Origin of the sequence: Stenotrophomonas indicatrix, from assembly GCF_002750975.1 — a bacterium.
In the GTDB taxonomy this organism is placed as follows: Bacteria; Pseudomonadota; Gammaproteobacteria; order Xanthomonadales; family Xanthomonadaceae; genus Stenotrophomonas; species Stenotrophomonas indicatrix.
Genome location: NZ_PEJS01000001.1, coordinates 3,299,449 through 3,321,149, shown reverse-complemented (window position 1 = coordinate 3,321,149; position 21,701 = coordinate 3,299,449). Strand labels below are relative to the sequence as shown.

Annotated in this window: 23 protein-coding genes; 16 read left to right on the top strand and 7 right to left on the bottom strand. The window is 67.0% G+C overall.

What is annotated here, in order from left to right:
* The first annotated feature begins 53 nt into the window (after positions 1 to 53).
* From CR918_RS15320 to CR918_RS15300, 5 genes are all read left to right on the top strand, one after another.
* Positions 54 to 545: a hypothetical protein gene (locus CR918_RS15320; protein ID WP_099843569.1), complete on the top strand. Its 492-nt coding sequence runs from the start codon at positions 54 to 56 to the stop codon at positions 543 to 545.
* A complete protein-coding gene (locus tag CR918_RS15315) occupies positions 545 to 1,021 on the top strand; it encodes a hypothetical protein (protein WP_099843567.1) in 477 nt (158 codons plus the stop codon). Before CR918_RS15320 ends, CR918_RS15315 begins: the two co-directional genes overlap by 1 nt.
* Before the next feature lie 85 nt (positions 1,022 to 1,106).
* Positions 1,107 to 1,607 (top strand): RNA polymerase sigma factor, encoded by a 501-nt coding sequence (locus CR918_RS15310; protein WP_025874164.1) that lies wholly within the window; start codon positions 1,107 to 1,109, stop codon positions 1,605 to 1,607.
* A 103-nt stretch (positions 1,608 to 1,710) separates the two neighbouring features.
* On the top strand, positions 1,711 to 2,652 hold the full coding sequence (locus CR918_RS15305) for a FecR family protein (RefSeq protein ID WP_099843565.1): 942 nt from the start codon (positions 1,711 to 1,713) through the stop codon (positions 2,650 to 2,652).
* Positions 2,653 to 2,820: 168 nt separating this feature from the next.
* The gene (locus CR918_RS15300) at positions 2,821 to 5,736 is read left to right on the top strand and encodes a TonB-dependent receptor (protein ID WP_099843563.1); all 2,916 of its coding nucleotides are present in this window, start codon (positions 2,821 to 2,823) and stop codon (positions 5,734 to 5,736) included.
* Between the two features lie 90 nt (positions 5,737 to 5,826).
* On the opposite strand, the gene CR918_RS15295 is transcribed toward CR918_RS15300, so the two are convergent.
* Together CR918_RS15295 and CR918_RS15290 are read right to left on the bottom strand one after the other, a co-directional pair.
* Positions 5,827 to 6,219, bottom strand: a complete 393-nt coding sequence (locus CR918_RS15295) for a hypothetical protein (protein ID WP_099785307.1) — start codon at positions 6,217 to 6,219, stop codon at positions 5,827 to 5,829.
* A 169-nt stretch (positions 6,220 to 6,388) separates the two neighbouring features.
* Positions 6,389 to 6,646, bottom strand: a complete 258-nt coding sequence (locus CR918_RS15290; RefSeq protein WP_099785305.1) for a DUF2789 domain-containing protein — start codon at positions 6,644 to 6,646, stop codon at positions 6,389 to 6,391.
* A gap of 108 nt (positions 6,647 to 6,754) precedes the next feature.
* On the opposite strand from CR918_RS15290, the gene CR918_RS15285 reads away from it, so the two are divergent.
* From CR918_RS15285 to CR918_RS15265, 5 genes are read left to right on the top strand one after another with little or no spacing between them, the layout of a single operon-like run.
* Entirely contained in the window at positions 6,755 to 7,342 is a 588-nt protein-coding gene (locus CR918_RS15285; RefSeq protein ID WP_099843561.1) for a biliverdin-producing heme oxygenase, read from the top strand.
* A gap of 31 nt (positions 7,343 to 7,373) precedes the next feature.
* On the top strand, positions 7,374 to 7,841 hold the full coding sequence (locus tag CR918_RS15280) for a YbaN family protein (RefSeq protein ID WP_099843559.1): 468 nt from the start codon (positions 7,374 to 7,376) through the stop codon (positions 7,839 to 7,841).
* Positions 7,828 to 8,556, top strand: coding sequence for a tonB-system energizer ExbB (exbB, locus tag CR918_RS15275; protein ID WP_099843557.1), 729 nt, complete (start codon positions 7,828 to 7,830; stop codon positions 8,554 to 8,556). Before CR918_RS15280 ends, exbB begins: the two co-directional genes overlap by 14 nt.
* A gap of 8 nt (positions 8,557 to 8,564) precedes the next feature.
* The gene (exbD, locus tag CR918_RS15270) at positions 8,565 to 8,990 is read left to right on the top strand and encodes a TonB system transport protein ExbD (protein WP_032976747.1); all 426 of its coding nucleotides are present in this window, start codon (positions 8,565 to 8,567) and stop codon (positions 8,988 to 8,990) included.
* Positions 8,987 to 9,706 carry an energy transducer TonB gene (locus tag CR918_RS15265; RefSeq protein WP_099785301.1) on the top strand — a complete coding sequence of 240 codons (720 nt, stop codon included), beginning with the start codon at positions 8,987 to 8,989 and terminating at the stop codon, positions 9,704 to 9,706. The genes exbD and CR918_RS15265 overlap by 4 nt, the downstream gene beginning before the upstream one ends.
* 93 nt (positions 9,707 to 9,799) lie before the next feature.
* Here CR918_RS15265 and CR918_RS15260 read toward each other — a convergent pair whose 3' ends face one another.
* Complete coding sequence (locus tag CR918_RS15260) at positions 9,800 to 11,827, bottom strand: sodium-translocating pyrophosphatase (RefSeq protein WP_025874173.1); 2,028 nt, start codon at positions 11,825 to 11,827, stop codon at positions 9,800 to 9,802.
* Between the two features lie 306 nt (positions 11,828 to 12,133).
* Between CR918_RS15260 and CR918_RS15255 the strand changes: the two genes are divergently transcribed.
* A complete protein-coding gene (locus tag CR918_RS15255) occupies positions 12,134 to 12,637 on the top strand; it encodes a hypothetical protein (protein WP_025874174.1) in 504 nt (167 codons plus the stop codon).
* Between the two features lie 207 nt (positions 12,638 to 12,844).
* Here the strand turns inward: CR918_RS15255 and CR918_RS15250 are convergent, their stop codons facing one another.
* Positions 12,845 to 13,234 carry a DUF488 domain-containing protein gene (locus tag CR918_RS15250; protein ID WP_099785299.1) on the bottom strand — a complete coding sequence of 130 codons (390 nt, stop codon included), beginning with the start codon at positions 13,232 to 13,234 and terminating at the stop codon, positions 12,845 to 12,847.
* Between the two features lie 31 nt (positions 13,235 to 13,265).
* Positions 13,266 to 14,522 carry a 6-phosphofructokinase gene (locus CR918_RS15245; protein ID WP_025874176.1) on the bottom strand — a complete coding sequence of 419 codons (1,257 nt, stop codon included), beginning with the start codon at positions 14,520 to 14,522 and terminating at the stop codon, positions 13,266 to 13,268.
* A 136-nt stretch (positions 14,523 to 14,658) separates the two neighbouring features.
* Between CR918_RS15245 and CR918_RS15240 the strand changes: the two genes are divergently transcribed.
* The 3 genes from CR918_RS15240 (at position 14,659) to CR918_RS15230 (ending at position 17,489) form a co-directional block, all read left to right on the top strand.
* Complete coding sequence (locus tag CR918_RS15240; RefSeq protein WP_025874177.1) at positions 14,659 to 15,222, top strand: adenylate kinase; 564 nt, start codon at positions 14,659 to 14,661, stop codon at positions 15,220 to 15,222.
* A gap of 327 nt (positions 15,223 to 15,549) precedes the next feature.
* Positions 15,550 to 16,914, top strand: coding sequence for a UDP-N-acetylmuramate:L-alanyl-gamma-D-glutamyl-meso-diaminopimelate ligase (gene mpl / locus CR918_RS15235; RefSeq protein ID WP_032976743.1), 1,365 nt, complete (start codon positions 15,550 to 15,552; stop codon positions 16,912 to 16,914).
* Entirely contained in the window at positions 16,911 to 17,489 is a 579-nt protein-coding gene (locus tag CR918_RS15230) for an LON peptidase substrate-binding domain-containing protein (protein ID WP_099843555.1), read from the top strand. The genes mpl and CR918_RS15230 overlap by 4 nt, the downstream gene beginning before the upstream one ends.
* A 144-nt stretch (positions 17,490 to 17,633) precedes the next feature.
* Here the strand turns inward: CR918_RS15230 and CR918_RS15225 are convergent, their stop codons facing one another.
* Positions 17,634 to 19,631 (bottom strand): bifunctional DedA family/phosphatase PAP2 family protein, encoded by a 1,998-nt coding sequence (locus tag CR918_RS15225; protein ID WP_099843553.1) that lies wholly within the window; start codon positions 19,629 to 19,631, stop codon positions 17,634 to 17,636.
* 85 nt (positions 19,632 to 19,716) lie between these two features.
* Here CR918_RS15225 and CR918_RS15220 point away from each other — a divergent pair, with 85 nt between their 5' ends.
* Together CR918_RS15220 and CR918_RS15215 are read left to right on the top strand one after the other, a co-directional pair.
* Positions 19,717 to 20,379: a serine/threonine-protein kinase gene (locus tag CR918_RS15220; protein WP_099843551.1), complete on the top strand. Its 663-nt coding sequence runs from the start codon at positions 19,717 to 19,719 to the stop codon at positions 20,377 to 20,379.
* The gene (locus CR918_RS15215) at positions 20,376 to 20,864 is read left to right on the top strand and encodes a DUF2867 domain-containing protein (protein ID WP_099843549.1); all 489 of its coding nucleotides are present in this window, start codon (positions 20,376 to 20,378) and stop codon (positions 20,862 to 20,864) included. The genes CR918_RS15220 and CR918_RS15215 overlap by 4 nt, the downstream gene beginning before the upstream one ends.
* 47 nt (positions 20,865 to 20,911) lie before the next feature.
* On the opposite strand, the gene CR918_RS15210 is transcribed toward CR918_RS15215, so the two are convergent.
* Positions 20,912 to 21,595: a hypothetical protein gene (locus CR918_RS15210; RefSeq protein WP_099785293.1), complete on the bottom strand. Its 684-nt coding sequence runs from the start codon at positions 21,593 to 21,595 to the stop codon at positions 20,912 to 20,914.
* Between the last annotated feature and the right edge of the window lie 106 nt (positions 21,596 to 21,701).

The window sequence follows — 21,701 nt, the reverse complement described above, 5'->3', positions numbered from 1 at the left end:
GGGCCGGCCGGGTGACCGGGGCAGGCTGGAACCCTGAACCGAGGAGACCTGCCATGAACTGGAATCGTTGGCGCTGCGGCGTCCTGCTGTTGCTTGCTCCGTTGGCCGCGCTCGCGCGCGGGACGCATGTCGACCTGATCCACTACCCGACCCGGGAGGCCGGGTGGGACAGGGCCTACGCGCTTGAGGGAGCGCTTGCACAGGCGTTCGACCGTGTGTGCGCCGATACCTTCTGCGAAGGCGATTACAGCAACTACCGGGTGATGGAGTTCCGTTGTGCGGTGCTGGCCCATCGGGGCACGGTGCAGCGGTGTGTGTGGGTGCTGGCGGCCAGCGAACTGGTGGTGCAGGGTGAGACCGGCCAGGTGCAGGTCGACAACGGTCGCTGGACCTGCCCGGTGGAGATGCGGCCCGGGGTGCCGGTTGAAGCCTTCTTTGCCGCGCTGGAGGCGCCGGATGGGCTGATGGCACCGTTGCCCGGGCTCGATCATGGGCTGTTCGACGGGCTTGCCGACTGCCTGCGGGCGCAGGGGAGGGACGCCTGATGCGCACTTTCCCGGGACGATGGCTGATCTGCGGTCTGATGGTGGCTGGCGCTGCGCAGGCCGCGCCGGCGTTCGTGGACGCCCGTGACTATCCCGACCCAGCGACCGGCCGGGAGCGGTTCCTGGCCGCCGAACGGATGCTGGTGCGCGGGTTCGATGATGTCTGCGGCGACACGTTCTGCGAGGGGCAGTACTACAACCTGTGGGCCATGCGGCTGCGCTGTTCGGTGGAGCGAGCAACAGGTGTGGTCGGCAGCTGTATCTGGACCTTCGCCGGCAGCGATACCTGGGTGCGGAAGGAAGGACGGATCGATGTCGACCTTGGCAGCTATGCATGCGTGCTGCCGCTGGCATCTGGAACCCGGTTGGAGCAGCTCCTGCAGGTCTGGCAGGTGGGTTCCGGGGATGAGGCGATCCACGCGCCCTTGCCCGGTACGACCACGAGCGTCTATGACGGGCTGACAGACTGTCTCTGACGTCGATGATTGCGAATGCAAACGTGATTTATTCGCATTAACGGAGTAGCATGCGCGCCGCCCTGTCCGTCCCTTGGCTCCGCGCATGTCCTCCAATGCCCTCACCCTGACCGAACTGCTGATCCGCGAACGACCGGCACTGCTGCGACGCGTGCAGCGCATCCTCGGCGGCGACAGCGGGGCCGAAGACGTGATCCAGGCGGTCTGGTTCAAGGCGCGTGGGGTAGACAGCAGCCAGGGCATCGACAATCCGCGCGCCTATCTCTATCGATTGGCCATCAACCTCGCCACCGACCACGGCCGCGAATCGACGCGCCGCAACCGCCTGCTGGCCGAGCACTACCTGTGGCAGGAGGACGAGCAGATCTCCACCGAGGAACAGGTGATGGCGCAGGATGAACTGCAGCGTGTGCTTGATGCCGCCGGCCACCTGCCCGAGCCGACGCGCACCATCTTTCATCTCAATCGCCTGCAGGGCCTTACCCAGGCCGACATCGCCCGGCGCCTCGGTGTGTCGGTGACCACGGTGGAGAACCACGTACGCACCGCGCTGCAGCGGCTTGCCTGGGCGCGCAGTGGCCGATGAACGATCCGGCTTGGGGGCGCACACCCGTCATGCGTCTTGATTCGCAGGCCCCCCATGCGCTCTAGTCCTTCCGCCCACCTCTGACCGTGTCCCCTGCCAGCCGATGAGCCCGCCCCCGACACCCCGCAGCACCGCCGATGATGCCGTGGCCGAACAGGCCAGGGACTGGATTGTGTGCCTGGCGTCCGGCGATATCAGCGATGCACGCATGGACGCGTTCGAGCAGTGGCTGGCCGAGCCCGCGAATCGGCGTTCGTTCGAGCATGAGCGCATGCTGTGGCGCAGTGTGGGCCCGCGCCCGGCCGCCACCGAACGCAGGCAGGCAGCGCGCCGTCCGCGGCGGCTGCGCTGGGCCATGGCCACGGCCGCTGCGCTGGCGGTGCTGGTGGCCTGGCCCGATGCCTGGCTGCGCCTGCAGGCGGATCATCGCAGCGACCACCGGGTGCAGGATGTGCATCTGCCCGATGGCAGCCGCGCCGTGCTCGATGCCGACAGCGCGATCGCCGTGCACTTCGATGACCAGCGCCGTCGCGTTGAACTGCTGCGTGGCCGCGCCTGGTTCGACGTGGCGCCCGATGCGCAGAGGCGATTCAGCGTTGCTGCTGGCAACGGTGTAGTGGAAGACATCTCCACAGCTTTCACGGTCGCCCACGTTGCGGCCGGGGTGGAGACCGAAGTCGGGCAGGGCCGGGTACGCGTGGCCAGTCCTGTCGATGGCGGCTGGACCTATCTGCAGGTGGGGCAACGTGCCAGCTATGGCGAGCACCGAGGCGTGCAGCGCCTGGCTGACGTTGCTGCGGACGGCGTCGGCGCCTGGCGCCAGGGCGAACTGCTGCTGGAGCAGGCCAGTGTGGCCGACGCCGTGCACGCGGTCGGCCGCTATCGCGCAGGTCCGACCTTTGTGCGCGGCGATCTTTCCACGATTCCAGCCGTGAGCGCGGCGCTGCGCGTCGATCATCCGGAGCAGGCACTGGATGCACTGGCGGCCACCGCCGGCCTGCAGGTCACCCGCCTGCCGCTGGGCGTGGCGATCGTGTACCGGTAGTACCGCGCCAGGCGCGGATGCAGCGGATGCAACGCATCGGTCTTGGGGAAAGCGCGCCGCCACTCGTCTCATCCACGAACGTACCCGCCGCCGCCACGTACGTCGTTGGGTCCGCGCATGCGCGGATGATGCCGCGCCCGCGGCCACGCTTCTCTGACAGGTTCCCCCATGTACGAATTCCGCCGCCCGGGCCGCGCACCGCGCCCGTCCCGTCTGTGCACCGCGTTGCTGGCCGCCGGCCTGGCAACCGCCGCCCCCGCCGTGATGGCGCAGTCCAGCAGCGCTGCTCCGGCAGCGGCACAGCACTTTGATATTCCCGACCAACCGCTGGACGATGCACTGCGCGCCTACATGCGCCAGTCCGGTGTGCAGGTGGTCTATCCGAGCACGCTGGCCAAGGGCGTGATCTCGCAACCGGTCAGTGGCACGCTGTCAGCCGACGAGGCCCTCGCCCGCCTGCTGCGCGGCAGCGGCCTGAGCGTGCGCCGGGTAAGCGCCGATGCGGTCACGCTGGAGGTCGCTGCGGCGGGACAGACGGGCGGCGTGATCGTCACCGATACCCTCAGCGTGGCCGGAGACCGCGTGCAGGACGGTGCGGTCAGCGATGAAGCGCGCCTGCTCGACAGCTACCGCAGCGTGGGGTCGACCACCACCATCGGCCGCGTCGCGCTGGAGCGTTTCCGCGGCACGTCCAACGGCGACATCGTCAAGGGCGTGGCCGGTGTCACTGCGGGCGATCCGCGCGTGGGCAACGGCTTCGACGTCAACATCCGCGGCATCCAGGGCCAGAGCCGGGTGCCGGTCATCATCGACGGTGGCCAGTCCAGCATGGACACCTACCGTGGCTATGCCGGCCAGTCGCAGCGCACCTATCTCGACCCGGACCTGATCTCGCGCCTGACCATCACCAAGGGCCCGAGCCTGCAGGCCAATGCCTCCGGCGGCATCGGTGGCGTGGTCGAAATGGAAACGCTGAATGTCGATGACGTGCTGCGCGAGGGGCGTGATGTCGGCGTGCGCGTGCGCGGGGGGCTGGCCAACGGCAGCGCCAATAACCTGCCCGGCTACGAGGCCGCGCCGCGCAGCGATCGTAGTGCCACCGGCAGCCAGTTCTTCAACGTGGCCGCTGCCGGTCACTGGGACCGCTTCGACCTGGTGGCCGCCTATGCATACCGCGACAACGGCAACTACTTCTCCGGCAAGCACGGCTATGACGACTTTCCGCAGACCCGTCGCACGCTGGCGCCGCTGAATCCGCCACGCACCGAAGTGTTCAACACTTCCTCGCGCTCGAAGTCGACCCTGCTCAAGGGCACTTGGCGCATCGACGACGCGCAGACGCTGGAAGCGGGCTATCGTCGTTACGAAGGTACTGCGGGCGAGATCATGGCGTCGCAGATCATCCGCGTCGACCGCGACCGCGTGCCGCAGTGGGACCCGGGCCATGTGGACATGGACAGCTACAGCCTGCGCTACCGGTTCAACCCGGACAGCGAGCTGATCGACCTGCGCGTCAACGCGTGGTACACCGACGCCGACAGCGTGATGTACAACAGCCTGACCGGCATCACCCCCTGGTACTTCGATCGCCGCACCGAGTGGTACGACGCACCCAGCTTCAGTGGCAATCCCGGCTACAAGGATGCCTACCGCAACCCGTTGCGGCAGAAGCGCTTCGGCCTGGACGCCAGCAACACCTCCGTGTTCGACGGCAGTGCCGGCCGCTTCACCCTCGATTACGGCCTGTCCTACAGCGACGAGGACATCGCCCCGGGCAGCTCCGGGCCGATCATGCACGACGACCTGGTCAACAACCGCTTCCTGCGCAATGCCGAGCGCAAGGAATACAGTGCGGTGGCATCGCTGAAGTGGGCACCGGACGAGCACTGGGAGATGCTGCTGGGTGGGCGCTGGAACCGCGTGGACGTGCATGACCGCAACCGCCTGGCCACGCCGGACGGATATGAAGTGCAGGGTCAATACCGCTACACCGAACTGCTCAACGGCAATCCCAAGCTGCCGTCGTGGCGGGCCAAGCGCATCGCCCTGTTGAACTGGTATCCGGACGCCAACGGCAACTTCACCCAGGAGTCGCTGCTGGCCTCCCCGTACAAGAAGGGCACCGTCGGTGACATCGGTGGCTGGAACTTCCATGACGCTGACGCCGCGGAGGACCTGAAGGTACCGGTGAGCTGGACCTGGTCCCAGCCGATCCGACGTCGTGACAGCGCGTTCTCGCCGACCGCCAGTGTGGCCTTCCGTTTCAGCGAAGACAGCATGGTCTACCTGAAGTACGCAGAAGGCACCAAGCTGCCGAGTCTGTTCGAAACCACGCTCGGCCTGTTCACCGCGGCCAAGCCGGTGGATGAACTCAAGCCCGAGCGCGCGCACAGCTGGGAACTGGGCGCCAGTACGATCCAGCACGACCTGTTCACTGCCGGTGACCGCCTGGCGCTGAAGCTGGCGTACTTCGATACCCGCATCGATGACCTGATCACCCGCGACTACCGCACGTTGTCGGCCGGCCTGATCCGCAACGTCGACCGCTTCAAGGTGTCGGGCATGGAGTTCCAGTCCAGCTATGACAGCGGCAGGCTGTTTGCCGATCTGTCCGCGCACTATTACTTCAAGGCCAAGACCTGCGCGCCGGACATCGCCGCCGAACGCCGTGCCTACGGCGCACAGCGGAAGAATGGCGAGCTGGCCAACACGCCCAACTGCGTGGACGGTGGCTTCGAAGGCTCCTACAGCAACACGCAGAACCCGCCGCGCTACATGGTCAACCTGACCCTGGGTTCGCGACTGTTCGACGAGCGGCTGACCTTCGGCACCCGCGTGGTCCACAACGCCGGCCCGATCAGCAAGCTGGACAAGGAGTGGAACGTCGGGTTGTCGGCGATCCAGCAGCTGTACCGGCCGACCACGCTGGTGGATCTGTTCGCGAGCTGGAGTTTCAACGACCAGCTGTCGGTGGAAGCGAACGTGGACAACGTGACCGACCGCTACTACCTGGACCCGCTGGCGCTGGGCGTGATGCCGGCTCCGGGCCGGACCGCGCGATTGGCGTTGACCTGGAAGTACTGATCGGCAGCACGGAGTGCCTTCGGTGGGTGCGGACCTTGGTCCGCACCGCCTTTGTAGTGCGGAAGACTTCGCTTGACCGGAACTACCGCTCTATAAATTGGTTCTCAATCCGTCGGCTGGAAGGTCCAGTGAGAGCTCGACATCCGTCCAGTCTTCTTCAACTGGGAGGCGGTGGAAAAGGCTGAGAAACAGTTCGCTCAAGTAGCCAGCCCTGTTCTCGACTTCGCCAAGCGGAAGTTCGTGTGGAATCAGGTTTCGCCAGTGATCTTCAGCGCCATTCGTCCCTGCAAGGAAGCCTAGAGTGCTGCAGACATGGGCACGGGCTGCGGGACCGAATGTCTCCAGAACCTTGCCCATCTCACCGAACAGCCAAGCTCTGTCCTGCGCATCGTTTATCTCGAACGCCGCCAGTTCATCGTCCGACATGGACAACAACGGGTAGTAGAGGTAATGGATGTAGTTGATGTTCGCTGCTTTCGCCATGGGTGGATCAGCCTTGCTACCGCGCTCATCGTGATGGAAATGACGCGCTTCATCGAGGGCCGATTGCGACTGAGGTTCAGAATTCTTTTGGCAAGGGAATTCATCTGCACATGGTGTGGATCTACGGGTGGTGCCGGGCCATGCCCGGTGCCCCCATCCCGGCGAATGCTTACAGCCCGGTCGCTGCCTTCACCGCCTCTTCGTGCAGCGCCTCGTTCAGTTCGTCGACCACAGTGGTCCACGCCGCATCGGCCTGCAGCGATTCGCTCAGGAACTGGCGCTGGGCATCGTTCCAGTAGGGTGCCTCGACCACTTCAACGTCGGTGGCCAGCTGGTGCTCGCGGATGAAACGGGCGATGCCCTCGGCGCTGGCATCCAGGCCCAGCTGCAGGAACAGGTTGGTCATGCGCGGTTCGGTGGTGATCATCGTTGGCTCCGGGTGGAAGAAGGGAATGGCCCATTATCGGCGCACACGGGCTTGGGGAAAGCCCCGCAGCAGACGTCTACAGCACGACGACCCTCCTGGCATTCCCCCATGAACGCACACATCGCTCCCGAAGACAGCCGCAGCGTGCGGCTCAAGGCCGCCACCCGCGACAGCCACGGTGCTCTGGACAAGCGGATCATGGCCGGCGACATCTTCGCCGACCGCCGCAACTTCGCCCGCTTCCTGCGCGTGCAGTACCGCTTTCACCGCAGCATCGATGCGCTGTATGGCAACCCCGCGCTGGACGCACTGCTGCCTGATCTCGGAGAGCGCCGCCGCCTGACACAGGTCGCACGCGACCTGCAGGACCTTGAACAGACCCTGCCGGACGCCGACATCCCCGCATTGCCGTTGCACCTGGCGCTGCCCGCAGCGCTGGGCTGGCTGTATGTGGCCGAAGGCTCCAACCTGGGCGGCACCGTGCTGTACAAAATGGCTGCCAGGCTTGGCCTGGACCGCGACTTCGGCGCCCGTCACCTGGCGGCGCATCCGGATGGCGCCGCGCGTCACTGGCGTGCGTTCACCGCGGCGCTGGACGCGGTACCGCTGAGTGCCGAGCAGGAGCAGCAGGTGATCGATGCCGCCGATGCCGCGTTCCGCAGCGTGCACGGCCATGTTGAAGTGGAGTTCTCCTGATGTACCTGCACCGCCCGCTGGCGCGCGATTGATGCGCTGGCTCTGGTTCGCGCTCGGCTGGTTGATGGTCGCGCTGGGGGTGATCGGCGCACTGCTGCCGGTCATGCCGACCACCATTTTCCTGATCCTGGCGGTGGGCTGCTTCGCACGCAGTTCGCCCAGGTTCGAACAGCGGCTGCTTTCCCATCCGCGCTACGGTCCGTCGCTGCGCCTGTGGCGTGAGCAGGGCGCGGTATCGCGCAAGGGCAAGGCGTTTGCCAGCGCCGGCATGGCGGTGGGATTCGCGATGTTCTGCTGGGGCGCACACCCGTCCTGGCGTCTGCTGCTGGGCGTGGGACTGTTCTTTGCGGTCAGTGCGGGTTATGTCCTGAGTCGACCGGCGCCCCGTTTCGATCCAGCGCCGCTGGTGGGCGTGGAGGACGCCACCGATCCGCGCGCTGCCCGCCGTCGCACTACTTCTACCGATTCCAATGGAACCTCCGACGATGCTGCCTGCTGATCTGGCTCCCATGGCCGCCCCCGCACTGACCCCCTGGGGCATGTACCTGGCCGCCGATGTGGTGGTGAAGGGCGTGATGATCGCCTTGGCCGTGGCCTCGCTTGCCACCTGGACCGTGCTGCTGGCCAAGGGCTGGGAACTGGCCCGGCAGGCACGCGCGTTGCGCCTGGCGAGAAGCGTGCTGCTGTCGGCACCCAGCCTGCCGGTCGCAGGCGGCGAGCCCGCACTGCAGCAGAACACCGCCGCAGCCATGCTGGATGCCGCGCGCACCGAACTGCATCTGTCGCAGGAACTTGATCACCGCGAGGGGATCAAGGAGCGGGTGGCATCACGACTGGAGCGCCTGGAACTGGAGACCGCACGCAACCAGCGTCGTGGCATCGGCGTGCTTGCCAGCATTGGCGCGGTGGCGCCGTTCGTAGGCCTGTTCGGCACCGTGTGGGGCATCATGAACAGCTTCATCGGCATCGCCCACAGCAATACCACCAACCTTGCCGTGGTGGCGCCAGGTATTGCCGAGGCGCTGCTGGCTACAGCGCTCGGTCTGGTCGCGGCGATCCCGGCGGTACTGGTCTACAACCACTTCACTCGGGTGCTGGCAGGCCTGCGCGGCCTGCTGGGCGATCTTTCCGCGGCTGTGCAGCAGCTGGTGTCGCGTGATCTGGATCGGGCTGCACGCCGGGCGCCGACAGGCACGCTGCGTGCAGTGAACTGAGGCACGCCATGGCGATCAGGACCGCATCCACACGCGATGACACCCCGGAAGAAGCTCACGAGATCAATGTCACGCCCTTCATCGACGTGATGCTGGTGCTGCTGATCATCTTCATGGTGGCCGCGCCGCTGGCCACGGTGTCGGTGCCGGTGCAGCTTCCTGCCAGCAGTGCGCAGGCGGCGCCGGCAGAAAATGCGCCGGTGTATGTGACCGTGCAGGCCGATCTGTCGCTGCGGGTGGGCGAGGCGCCGGTGGCACGCGATGGCCTCGCCTCTGCGCTGCGCTCGGCAACGCACGGCGATACGTCGCAGCGCCTCTATCTGCGTGCCGATCAGCGGGTCTCCTATGGAGACCTGATGGCGACGCTGGATGCGTTGCGCAGTGCCGGTTACCTGAAGGTCGCCTTGGTCGGGTTGGAGCAGGGCGCACGATGAGCGGGCTGCAGCGCTGGGCAACCAGCCTGGCGATCGTGCTGCTGGCCCATGCGGTGCTGATCGCTACGGCGTGGTGGTGGGCATCGCGTACGCCGCCGGTCGTGGCAGCGGCACCTCCTGCCGCTTTGATGCTGGAACTGGCTCCCGCCGCACAGGCCCCACCGGTACCGCCGCGCGCGCTGCCGGCCGGACCGCTGCAGCAGGAGCAGCAGCGGCGCGTGACCGTGCCCAAGCAACAAGAACGGATCAAGGCGCCGGCGCTGCCCCAAGGCGAACTGGCGGCCCCGGACGAGCCACCTGCGAAACCGGCAGAGGAAGCGGCGGACAGCAACATCGATCGCACGCTGGCGCCGCCGGACGTTCCTGCCCAGGCCGCAGCGAGCTACGCCGCACCGCGTACCACGGCCGGCGAACGCAGCAGTGCCAACGCCACCTGGCAGGGGGTGCTGCTGGGACACCTGCAACAGCATCGGCGCTATCCACGCCAGTCCGAACGGTTGCGCCAGCAGGGCGTGGCCTATGTGCGCTTTGCCGTTGCCCGCGACGGCCGCGTATCGGCGCCGCGCATCGAGCGCAGCAGCGGCTTCGCACTGCTTGACCAGGAGACGCTGGACACGGTGCAGCGCGCCAGCCCGGTGCCGGCGCCGCCGGCCGATGTGGCCGGCGACCCGGTGGAGGTGATGGTGCCCGTCGCGTTCTTCCTGCGCGGGCGGTGATCGTCGGCGGGGTCGGATCCCTTCCCACAGGAAAGGGCTCTGACCCCATCGGAGGCGACCCCATCGGAGCCGCCATCCACGCATGGCGTGGATCTACAGCAACGGCACCAGCAGCAGCGCCACGATGTTGATGATCTTGATCAGCGGGTTGATCGCCGGGCCGGCGGTGTCCTTGTACGGGTCACCGACCGTGTCGCCGGTCACCGCTGCCTTGTGCGCTTCGCTGCCCTTGCCGCCGAAGTGGCCGTCCTCGATGTACTTCTTGGCGTTGTCCCAGGCACCGCCGCCGGTGGTCATCGAAATGGCCACGAACAGCCCGGTGACGATCGTGCCGATCAGCAGCCCGCCCAGCGCGCGTGGCCCCAGCAGCAGGCCGACCACCACCGGCACGGCCACCGGCAGCAGCGACGGTACGATCATTTCGCGGATCGCCGAGCGGGTCAGCATGTCCACCGCCTTGTCGTACTGCGGCTTGGCGGTGCCCTGCATGATGCCGGGAATCTCGCGGAACTGCCGCCGCACTTCCTCCACGACCGCGCCGGCCGCGCGACCGACGGCTTCCATCGCCATCGCACCGAACAGGTACGGAATCAGGCCACCGATCAGCAGGCCGATGATCACCGTGTGGTCGCTGAGGTCGAAGCGGAACTCCTGGCCGGGATTGGCCGCCTGCAGGTTGTGCGTGTAGTCGGCGAACAAGACCAGCGCGGCCAGTGCTGCCGAACCGATGGCATAGCCCTTGGTGACCGCCTTGGTGGTGTTGCCCACCGCATCCAGCGGATCGGTGATGTCGCGGATCTCCGAAGGCAGCTCTGCCATCTCGGCGATGCCACCAGCGTTGTCGGTGATCGGCCCGTAGGCATCGAGTGCGACGATCATGCCCGCCATCGACAGCATGGCGGTGGCGGCGATGGCGATGCCGTACAAACCGGCCAGCGCGTGCGCGCCCCAGATCGCCGCGCAGACGGCAATCACCGGCAGCGCGGTGGACTTCATCGAGATGCCGAGGCCGGCGATGATGTTGGTGCCATGGCCGGTGGTCGAGGCCTGCGCCACATGCTGCACCGGCTTGTACTGGGTACCGGTGTAGTACTCGGTGATCCACACGATCAGGCCGGTCAATACCAGGCCGATCAGCGCACAGCCATACAGCGCCATCGGCCCGTACACGTTGTCCGCCATCAGTCCTGTGGTGATCGGATAGAACGCGATCGCTGCCAGCACACCGGAGACAATCACGCCCTTGTACAGCGCGCCCATGATCGAGCCACCGGGCTTCACCTTCACAAACAGCGCGCCGATGATCGAAGCGATGATCGAAACACCGCCCAGCACCAGCGGATACAGCACCGCATTGGCGCCGGCCTCGGCCAGCATCAGGCTGCCCAGCAGCATGGTGGCGATCACGGTGACCGCATAGGTTTCAAACAGATCGGCGGCCATGCCGGCGCAGTCGCCCACGTTGTCGCCGACGTTGTCGGCGATCACCGCCGGGTTGCGCGGGTCATCTTCGGGAATGCCTGCTTCGACCTTGCCGACCAGATCGGCGCCGACATCGGCCCCCTTGGTGAAGATGCCGCCGCCCAGGCGCGCGAAGATCGAGATCAGCGATGAGCCGAAGGCCAGGCCGACCAGTGCATGCAGTGCCTGTTCCATCGGCAGGCCCAGCCGCAGCAGCAGTGCGTAGTAGCCGGCCACGCCGAGCAGGCCCAGGCCGACCACCAGCATGCCGGTGATCGCACCGCCGCGGAAGGCCACGTCCATTGCCGCGCTGATGCCGTGGCGCGCCGCCTCTGCGGTGCGTACGTTGGCGCGCACCGACACGTTCATGCCGATGTAGCCCGCTGCACCGGACAGCACCGCACCGACCGCGAAGCCGATCGCGGTGTACCAGCTCAGGAAGATGCCGACCAGCACGAACAGCACCACGCCGGCGATGCCGATGGTCAGGTACTGGCGGTTGAGGTAGGCGCGCGCGCCTTCCTGGATGGCCGTGGCGATGGCGACCATGCGTTCATTGCCGGTGGGTTGGCGCAGGATCCAGCGCGCCGAGACGATTCCGTACAGGATCGCGAGAATGGCGCAGCCCAGCGCCAATGACAGCCCGTGACGTTCCAGCATTAGACCCCTCCGCAGAATGGATGGACAAGCATCCAGTGGCGATGAACGGCACCACGAGGGGGACGACGGGCTGCAGCCTGGAACCAACCCGTACCGACCTTGGTGGTCGTCCGACGTATGGCGGTGTTCAGCATTCCCTGGTGTCCGCAGTATGCGTGCACCCGCGCCCGGATGGTAGCGCCGGGCCGCGCCCGGCGAGCGCAGCGGTTGCTGCACCGACGCGATATCCGTCGTCCCCATCGCCACCTTTGCACCCCGTTAAGGCAACCTCTGCAAGCCTGCGCGCAGTCCCGTCGGAGAATCCCCATGCGCCTGTCCCTGTTGATGCTTGCCGTTCTGGCCCCGGCCCTGCCTGCCTTCGCGGCGGAAGCACCGGAACTGCAGCGCGCGGTGGGTGCACCACAAGCGGTCGGCGCGGTGCACACGCTGCGGCAGATTCCCGAAGCCTGTGCCCGCCTGGAAGGCGCGTTCACTGGCCAGGCGGCGGAGCCCTATCGTTTCTCGGCGGTGCGCACCAGCGAGCAGTGTCAGCCGCGTGCCCGCTTTGTCGACTACAGCAAGGCGCAGCCGAGCGCTGACAAGGGCTGGAAACTCAATGATGTGATCCGTGTTCCGAATGCCGCCTGCCCGGCGCAGCAGGCGGTGGTGCGCGTGTGGCGTCTGCCGGTGAACAACGCCCAGGCGCTGGATGGGCAGGGACAGTCGCGCATCTATCTGGAAGAAGCCAAGAAGCAGGCCGCTGCCGGCAAGATCCCGCAGGTGACGATGTTCGCCGCGCAGCTGCAGATGGAAGGCAAAGCCTGCAATTGAGGCCGAGCATCCACGCATGGCGTGGATCTACTGGATGGGAGACCTGGGCAAAGCCTGCAATTGAGGCCGAGCATCCACGCATGGCGTGGATCTACTGGGAGGGAGACCTGGGCAAAGCCTGCAATTGAGGCCGAGCATCCACGCATGGCGTGGATCTACTGGGAGGGAGACCTGGGTAGTGCCGGCCGCTGGCCGGCAACCCCGCGATCAATCCGCAAGCCTCGCTCCACGCGCCACCAGCAGCTCGCGCAGTGCCGACCGGTGGCAATGCGCCTCGTCCTCGCAATAGCAGCCCACCGCGATATCGCTGTGCTGCGACAGCGCCGCGAGCAGGTCCAGCGCATGCGCTGCATCCGGTGCCTTCATTTCGGCGTTGTAGTGACGGAAGAACGCCGTCCAGTCGGCGGCGCTCTTCGCCTCATGCGCCTGTTTCACCAGCTCCGCGCTGGGTGACAGCGTCGGGAACCACACGTCGTACCAGTCCTGCCGGGCAAATTCGCTGCGCGGCACACCGCGCGGCGGGCGCCGCACGGTGCCGATGCGCAGGCCTTCACCGGGCGCACGCGGAGAGCCAAGTCGAACAACGCGCAACGCCATGGCATTCCTCGCAAAAAGGGGACGGAGGGGGTCAGCCTTCGAACGCAGGCAGCTTCTGCTTCACCGCCACGTTCTTCAGCGTCACGTACTTGGGCAGGCCATCGCTACCGTAAGGCAACGGTGCTTCGCCCTTGATCAACGGCTGCAGGTAGGCGCGCGCCTTGGCCGTGATGCCGAATCCATCGCGACGGATGAAACTGGCCGGCATCTTCTTCTCGTGGTTGGCAATCTTCGACAGCGGTGCGGCTTCGATCTTCCAGCGATACGGTGCATCGCTGCTGCGCACGATCACCGGCATCACCCCGTTCTGGCCCTTCAGCGCCAGCTGCACAGCGGCCTTGCCGACCGCCTGGGCCTGTTCCCAGTCGGTTTTGCTGGCCAGGTGGCGGGCTGAGCGCTGCAGGTAGTCGGGCAGGGCCCAGTGCACCTTCAGCCCCAGCTGGTCCTTGACCCGCCCGGCCAGATGCGCGGCCACGCCGCCCAGCTGCGAATGGCCGAAGGAGTCCTTGCCGCCGCCGGCGTCGGCGACGAAGCGGCCATCGGCAGTGGCGATGCCTTCCGACGCCACCACCACGCAGTAGCCCACGCGCGCGACCACGGCCTTGACCTTGGCCAGGAACGCGGCCTCGTCATAGGCTCGCTCGGGCAGCAGGATGATGTGCGGGGCGTCGTCCTCGCCGGTGCCGGCCAGACCGGCAGCCGCGGCCAGCCAGCCGGCGTGGCGGCCCATCGCCTCGTAGATGAAGACGCGGGTGGAGGTCTCGGCCATCGCCGCCACGTCCAACGCCGCTTCGCGCACGGACACGGCCGTGTACTTGGCCGCCGAGCCGAAGCCGGGGCAGGTGTCGGTCACCGCCAGGTCGTTGTCAATGGTCTTGGGCACGCCGATGCAGGTCAGGTCGTAGCCGGAGCTTTTTGCCAGCTGCGACACCTTCAGTGCGGTATCGGCCGAGTCGTTGCCGCCGTTGTAGAGGAACCAGCGCACGTCATGGGCGCGCAGGACCTCCAGCAGGCGGTCGTAACGTGCACGGTCGGCCTCCAGCGATTTCAGCTTGACCCGGCACGAGCCGAACGCGCCGCCGGGGGTGTGGGCCAGGGCGCGGATGGCCGCAGCACTCTCCTTGCTGGTGTCGATCAGCTCCTCGCGCAGGGCGCCTAGGATGCCGTTGCGCGCAGCCAGGACCTTGATTCCCTTGGCGCGGGCCTGTTCGATCACCGCCGCGGCAGTGGCGTTGATGACGGCGGTGACGCCGCCGGACTGGGCGTAAAGGAGGGTGCCATTGCGCATGCTTCTACCTGTTCGGGGGAGGGGACATTGCAGGGACATTACCCGGATGCGCTAAAGTGGCGCTATTGCGGTGCAGCGATACCGGACCGTCCGGGGCGCGAACCTTCTTTATTTTCAACACGTTGGAGTCAGGTCAATGCGATTGGTTCTGTTGGGACCGCCCGGTTCGGGCAAGGGGACACAGGCGACGCGCCTGAAGGAAAAGCTCGAGATCGCCCACATTTCCACCGGCGACATGCTGCGCGCTGAAATTGCCGCCGGCTCGGAGCTGGGCAAGCAGGCCAAGTCGGTGATGGATGCCGGCAACCTGGTGTCCGATGAGATCCTGCTGGGCATGCTGAAGTCGCGCCTGGCCCAGGCCGATGTCGCCAAGGGCTTCATCCTTGACGGCTATCCGCGCAATGTGGCCCAGGCCAACGCGCTGGACGGCATGCTGGCCGAGATCGGCCAGCCGCTGGATGCGGTGGTGCAGCTGGACGTGGCTACCGAGCTGCTGGTCGAGCGCATCGCCGGCCGTGCGCAGGAGCAGGGCCGCGCTGACGACAATCCGGAATCGGTGCGCAAGCGCCTGCAGGTCTACACCGAGCAGACTGCTCCGGTGGTGGACTTCTACGCCGGCCGGGGCACCCTGGCCCGCGTCGATGGCGTCGGCGAACTGGACGAGATCGAAGCCCGGATCCTGGCGGCGATCAAGCGCTGACCCTCGTGGCCGGTTGATGCCGGCCACCGCAGGCGCAAAAAAACAGGCCTGATCCGCGAGGATCAGGCCTGTTTCGTTTCATAGGTGCCAGCAAAGGGCTTGCTCAGGGCCCCCACAGCATGAGCTCCCTTGGGGATGGCCTCTTGGGGAGTAGGACCGGTTCGGGTACTGCGGCTGGCATCCTGAATTGTGTCCGGGTTCACAGAACATCGCTATCAGGAATTCCCTGACATGTGGCTGGAGTTTTCTCACAGCAGCTGTAGGGGTTCTCTTACCCCGGTGCTGACAATGGCCCTATACAGCCGTGATCGGTCACAATCCCCGGTCATGAGCAGCGTACATATCCTTGCAATCGCCGGCACCTTCATGGGTGGCGTGGCCGCCCTGGCGCGGGAACTGGGCCATACGGTCAGTGGCAGCGACCAGGCCATCTATCCGCCGATGTCGACCCAGCTCGAGCAGCTGGGCATCACTCTGGACCAGGGCTACCGCGCCGACAGCGTGCCGGAGGGCACCGGGCAGGTGGTGATCGGCAACGCGCTGTCGCGCGGCAATCCTGCCGTCGAAGCCGTCCTGGATGCCGGCCAGCGCTACATTTCCGGCGCCCAGTGGCTGTCCGAGCAGGTCCTGCCGGGCCGTGACACCCTGGCCGTGGCCGGTACCCATGGCAAGACCACCACCACCACCATCCTGACCTGGCTGCTGGAGAATGCTGGTCGCTCCCCCGGCTTCCTGATCGGCGGCGTCGCCGAGGACTTCGGCGTGTCCGCCCGCTTGGGCCAGGGCCGCGAGTTCGTTGTCGAAGCCGACGAGTACGACACCGCGTTCTTCGACAAGCGCAGCAAGTTCGTGCACTACCGGCCGCTGGTGGCGATCCTCAACAACCTTGAATACGACCACGCCGACATCTTCCCCGACGTGGCGGCGATCCAGCGCCAGTTCCACCACCTGGTGCGTACCGTGCCGGCGCGCGGCCGCCTGATCGTCAATGGCGAAGACGCGCACCTGGCCGAAGTGCTGGCGATGGGCTGCTGGACCCCGGTCGAACGCTTCGGCTTCGACCCCGCGCTGGAATGGCATGCCGAGCTGTTGGCCGCCGATGGCAGCGCGTTCCGCGTCCATCATCGCGGGCAGGCGCTGGGTGATGTGCACTGGTCGCTGCTGGGCCGGCACAATGTGCTCAATGGCCTGGCTGCACTGGCCGCTGCGCACGCAGTCGGTGTCGCGCCGGCCGAGGTGATCCCGGCGTTGGCGCGCTTCCGCAGCGTCAAGCGGCGCATGGAAGTGATCGGCAACCACGATGGCATCACCGTCTACGACGACTTCGCCCATCACCCGACCGCGATTGCGACCACGCTCGAAGGCCTGCGTGCCAGGGTCGGTGATGCCCGCATCGTGGTGGCGATGGAGCCGCGCAGCAATTCGATGCGGTTGGGCGCTCACGCACAAGCACTGGCACCGTCCTTGGCACTCGCCGATGAGGTGGTGTTCCTGCACCGCCCGGAGCTGGCCTGGGATGCGGCAGCGGTGATCGCGGCGGTGCGCGGACAGGCGCATGCCGTGGCCGACACCGATGCGCTGTTGGCGCAGCTGCAGGCCGACGTGCGCAGCGGCGACCATGTGGTGTTCATGTCCAACGGCGGCTTCGACGGCGCGCCGCGCCGCTTCCTTGCAGGGCTGCAGGCACGATGAGCAGTGAGGGTTCGCTGCCGCTGTTCCCGCTGCATACGACGCTGCTGCCGGGCGCGGCCATCGGCCTGCGGGTCTTCGAGCCACGCTACCTGGATCTGGTGCGCGAAACCGGCCGCAGCGGTGAAGGTTTCGGTGTCTGCCTGATCCTGGAAGGAAACGAAGTGGGAGCGCCGGCAACGCCGGCCGCCTTCGGCGTGCAGGTGAAGATCGAGGATTTCGATGTCGGCGCCGATGGCGTGCTGCAGCTGCGATTGCGCGGCACCCGTCGTTTCCACGTCGAGCGCACGCGCGTGCGCGACAACGGGCTGGTGGTTGCCGATGTGCGCTGGTGCGATGAGGATCCCGATGACGAACTGCGTCCGCAGCATGCGCTGCTGGCGACGGTACTGGACCACATCATCGAGCAGGCGGGCGTGGCGTTCGCACCGGCCTCGCCGGCCTTGATGGACCAGGCCAGCTGGGTCAGCTGGCGATTGGCCGAGCTGCTGCCGCTGAGCGAACAGCAGCGCCTGCAACTGCTGCAGCTGGACGACCCGCACCAGCGCCTGCAGCAACTGCTGGGCTGGATGCCGTAAGAGCCCGGCCGCGGTGCTCGCCGGGCATGGCCCGGCGTCGTCGGTAGATGCCAACCTTGGTTGGCAGCCTTTCCCGAAAGCGCCAACCAAGGTTGGCAACTACCAGAGCGGGACGGTAGCGCCGGGCCATGCCCGGCGGCTTCGTTACGGCGTGGCGGTCTTCAACCGCAGTACCGGCAGCCCGGTCTCCGGCTGCACATCCTCGCGCTGCGGCAACGACTGCACCGCTTCCTTGACCGCGTTCAACGCCGGGTCGATGCCCCGCACCGGGTGCCACATGCCGATCCACTGGAAGTGGCGCTCGTAGCGCAGGGTCTGTGCGCTGCCGAGCCACAACGGGGTGTCGCCCGGCTGCAGCTGCGCCGGCGCCTGCCACAAGCGCAGCACGTAACGCTCGTCGGCCTGCGCGCCCTGGCGCACCATCAGCAGCGCTTCAACGCGCGTATCCAGTGTCGCCGGCAGTACCGGCAGTTCATTGGCGCCGGTGTTCTTGTCCAGCATCAGCAGCGCTTCCTGCCAGCCGGCCTGGGCCTGCACCTGCCAGCCGCGCGCTTCCAGCTGCGCCTGCAGCGGCGCCAACGGACCGGCCACCTGCACGTCCAGTGGCCAGCGCTGGTCATCGTCGAATTCGTTGCGACGCGCCGGCAGCTTCGCCCAGTCGTGCTGCCACCAGGCCTGCGCGTCCATCGCCAGCGGCGCCGGCAGGGTCGGCTCGAAGCGTTCCAGCTTGATGGCGATGTTGCGCGGCGCGTACCACATCGCCGCCACCACGAAGACGCCGTAGAACAGCCATGCCACCGGCTTTACCCAGAACGAGCGGTTGAAGCGGCGGCGGTAGGCGATGCCCAGCACCAGCAGCCAGAACGTCCCGAACAGCATGCCGCCGATGACATCGCTCAGCCAGTGCGCGCCAAGGTACAGGCGCGCAAAGCCGATCAGGCTGACCACGATGCCCGACACCAGGTAGGGCCAGACGCGGGTGCGGCCGGGCATTTCGCGGGCGATCAGCACCGCGAAGAAGCCGAAGGTGATGGTGGCCATGGTCACCGACACCGACGGGAAGCCGAAGCCGCTGCTGGCATCGATCGGGCGCACCACATCGACGGTGGTACCGAGCAGTTTGGTCAGGGCCAGGCCGAAGGCCAATGCGGCCAGCCAATGGGCGGCCGCCATCCAGCGCCGGCGCCAGACCAGATAGCCCATCGCGGCAGCGGTTGCCGGCAGCAGCACCTGCCATGCGCCAAGCGAGGCCAATGCGGCCATCGGGTAGTCGGCCAGCGGATTGCGCAGGGCCAGCATCGCCTGGTGCACCAGCAGGTCCACCGCCAACGGCTCGCCATGGGCGACCACCACCGTCAGCAGCGCGAACCAGCCCCAGCCCAGCAACAGCAGCATCAGCGCCAGCATCGCCAGCGGCACCGATTCGCGGCGCTTCGGGTCGAGCACGCCCACCGTGTAGCGGCCCAGCGTCGGGTGCCGGTTGGACCAGTCGAGCAGCCGCGCCAGCCAGCTGTCCATGCGCGCGGCCGACCAGCGATAGCCGTACAGCACGATGGCCCAGACCAGGCTGAGGATCACCGCCAACAAGCCCACCACCACCACCAGTCGGCCGGCAACAGCAGCGACGGCATCATAGGCTTCGCCAAGAATCCAGCCCGGTGCCAGGAACAGCACGGCCCAGGAAATACTGGCGATGCCACTGGCCTGCACGTAACGGCTGGCGGGCATTTTCATCATGCCGGCAATGGCGGGCACGAACGGCCGGATGGCACCGACATAGCGGGCGATCAGGATGCTCTTGAACGCATTGCGGCGGAACAGGTTCTCGCCCCGGTCAAGCAGCTGCGGGTAGCGGCTGAACGGCCAGACGCCACGCAGGCGGTCGCCCCAGCGCCGGCCTATCCAGTAGCTGATGCCATCACCGGCGAACGCACCCAGCGCCGCGGCGGCAACCGCATACGGCCCGGAGATCTGGCCCAGGCCGATGAACACGCCAACGGCGAACAGCAACGGCAGCGCCGGCACGATGGCGCCAAGAATGATGACCGCATCGCAGAAGGCGATCAGAAAGATGACCGCACCCGCCAACACGGGATGAGCGGCAATCCACGCGAGGGTGGCGTCGATCCATGAAGAGTCCATTGCCCGATTATAGGGGCGTGAAGGTGACTGGTTCCCAGCCGCTTGGTGACCGTTTGCAACCGGCGGCATCGCCTAGAATGTCGCCATGCCTGTATCCAATGACGCGCCAACGCATGCACTGAAGGCCGACAGTTTCGGCCGGATCCTCCTCGTGCAGGGCCCTGAAGGCCCCTTCGTGCGCCGCGATCTGGGGGCCACGCCGCTGTGGCTGCGGTTGCCTGCGTGGTGGTTGGCGCGACGCGAAGCGCGCGCATTGCGCCATATCCACGGCATGGCCGATGTGCCGCAACTGCTGGACTGGGATGGCCGCCACCTCGACCGCAGCTTCATGGCCGGCGATGCGATGTACCGGCGCCCGCCGCGTGGTGAAGTTGCCTGGTTCCGCGCCGCACGCCGCCTGCTGCAGCAGCTGCATCGGCGCGGTGTGGCCCACAACGACCTGGCCAAGGAAGCCAACTGGCTGGTGACCGAGGACGGTCGACCGGCCCTGATCGACTTCCAGCTGGCAGTGATCGGCGACCCGCGCTCGCGCTGGATGCGCTTGTTGGCGCGCGAGGACCTGCGCCACCTGCTCAAGCACAAGCGCATGTACTGCCGGGAGTCGCTGACGCCGGTGGAGAAGCGCGTGCTCAAGCGCACGTCGTGGGTGCGCGATCTCTGGTTCGCCACCGGCAAGCCGGTCTACCGCTTCGTCACCCGCCGCATCCTGCATTGGGAAGACAACGAAGGGCAGGGCCCCAAGCCGTGAGCGCCCAGCTGAGCGAAGGCAGCGTGCTGCGTTCGCAACTGCCGGGTGCCGATTTCGTCCATGCCTGCCAAGAGGCGGCGCCGCGCAACGGCCGTTCGGCGCTGCAGGCCTACCGCGATATGGCCGCGACGGTGCCCGGCTGGTTCGATGGACTGATGGCGCTGCGCAACAGGGTCATGCGGCTGCTGGGCATGAAGGATCTGGGCTCGCTGCGCGGAGTGCAGCAGACCGCCGACCCGCAGCCCGGGCAACGCCTCGGGATCTTCACCCTGCAGGCGCTGGACGAGGATGCCATCGTGCTGGAAGACAACGACCGCCATCTGCGCGTGCAGCTGGCGCTGCAATGGCACGGCGATATGTTGGAAGTGGCGACGGTGGTGCACACCCACAACGCGTTCGGCCGCCTGTACATGCTGCCGGTGGCACCGGTGCATCGATGGATCGCGCCGCACCTGCTGAGCAAGCAGGTGCGCGGATATCAGTAGATCCGCGCCAGGCGTGGGTGCGCGTTGCCGCATGGCGCGGCAAACCCCTACGGCGTCACCGGCACCACCTGCTGGCCGATGAAGTTGCGCTTGCCATCGAAGTCATAGCCGATCTGCAGCTGGCCCACGTCCGGGCACGCATGGCAGTCGCGCAGCGGCGTGCGGTACAGCAGGCGGATGCCGCCCCCATCCAGCGCTGCGGTACCCGCGGCCTGCGCCGGCGCGAACGGCGTGGCCTGCGGATGCGCCTTGAGCGCCTCCTGCACGCCGGGATCGGCGCGCAGCGTGTCGTCCAGCTGCACCGCATCCACGTCGATACGCTTGCCTGCGGCATCGACCAGGCGCGTGCCTTCATTGGTATTGGCGCGGAAGGGATACTCGACGGTGGCCACGCCCAGGCCGTCGTGTTCATGCCAGGCGGTCACGTAGGCTAGTTCGCCACCGGTGGACAGCTGCTCGGCCGCAGTGACCGCATCGGCACTGGCCCCACCGGACCGCATCGCATCGCGCAGGCAATCGCGGGTGGCCGCGCTGTCGCCCTGGCGGCAGGCGTTGAGGTCACCATCCCAGACAACGGCCTCGCTCCAGCGCAGCTTGCCATCACCGGTGGCCTTGTCGACGCTGGCGGCGTCATCCTTGGCCGGCGCGCTGCCGGGTTCGGGCGAGCGGCCCTGGCAGGCGGTGAGCAGGGCTAGGCCCAGGGCAGGCAACAACAGGCGGGAACAGCGCATGGCATGGACCTCGTGCAGTGACCGGGGCGCCAGTATCGTCAACGTGCGGTGAACTCCGCGTCGGCGCGGCATACTAGCGGCTCATTGCATACGCTGGAGTGTGGAA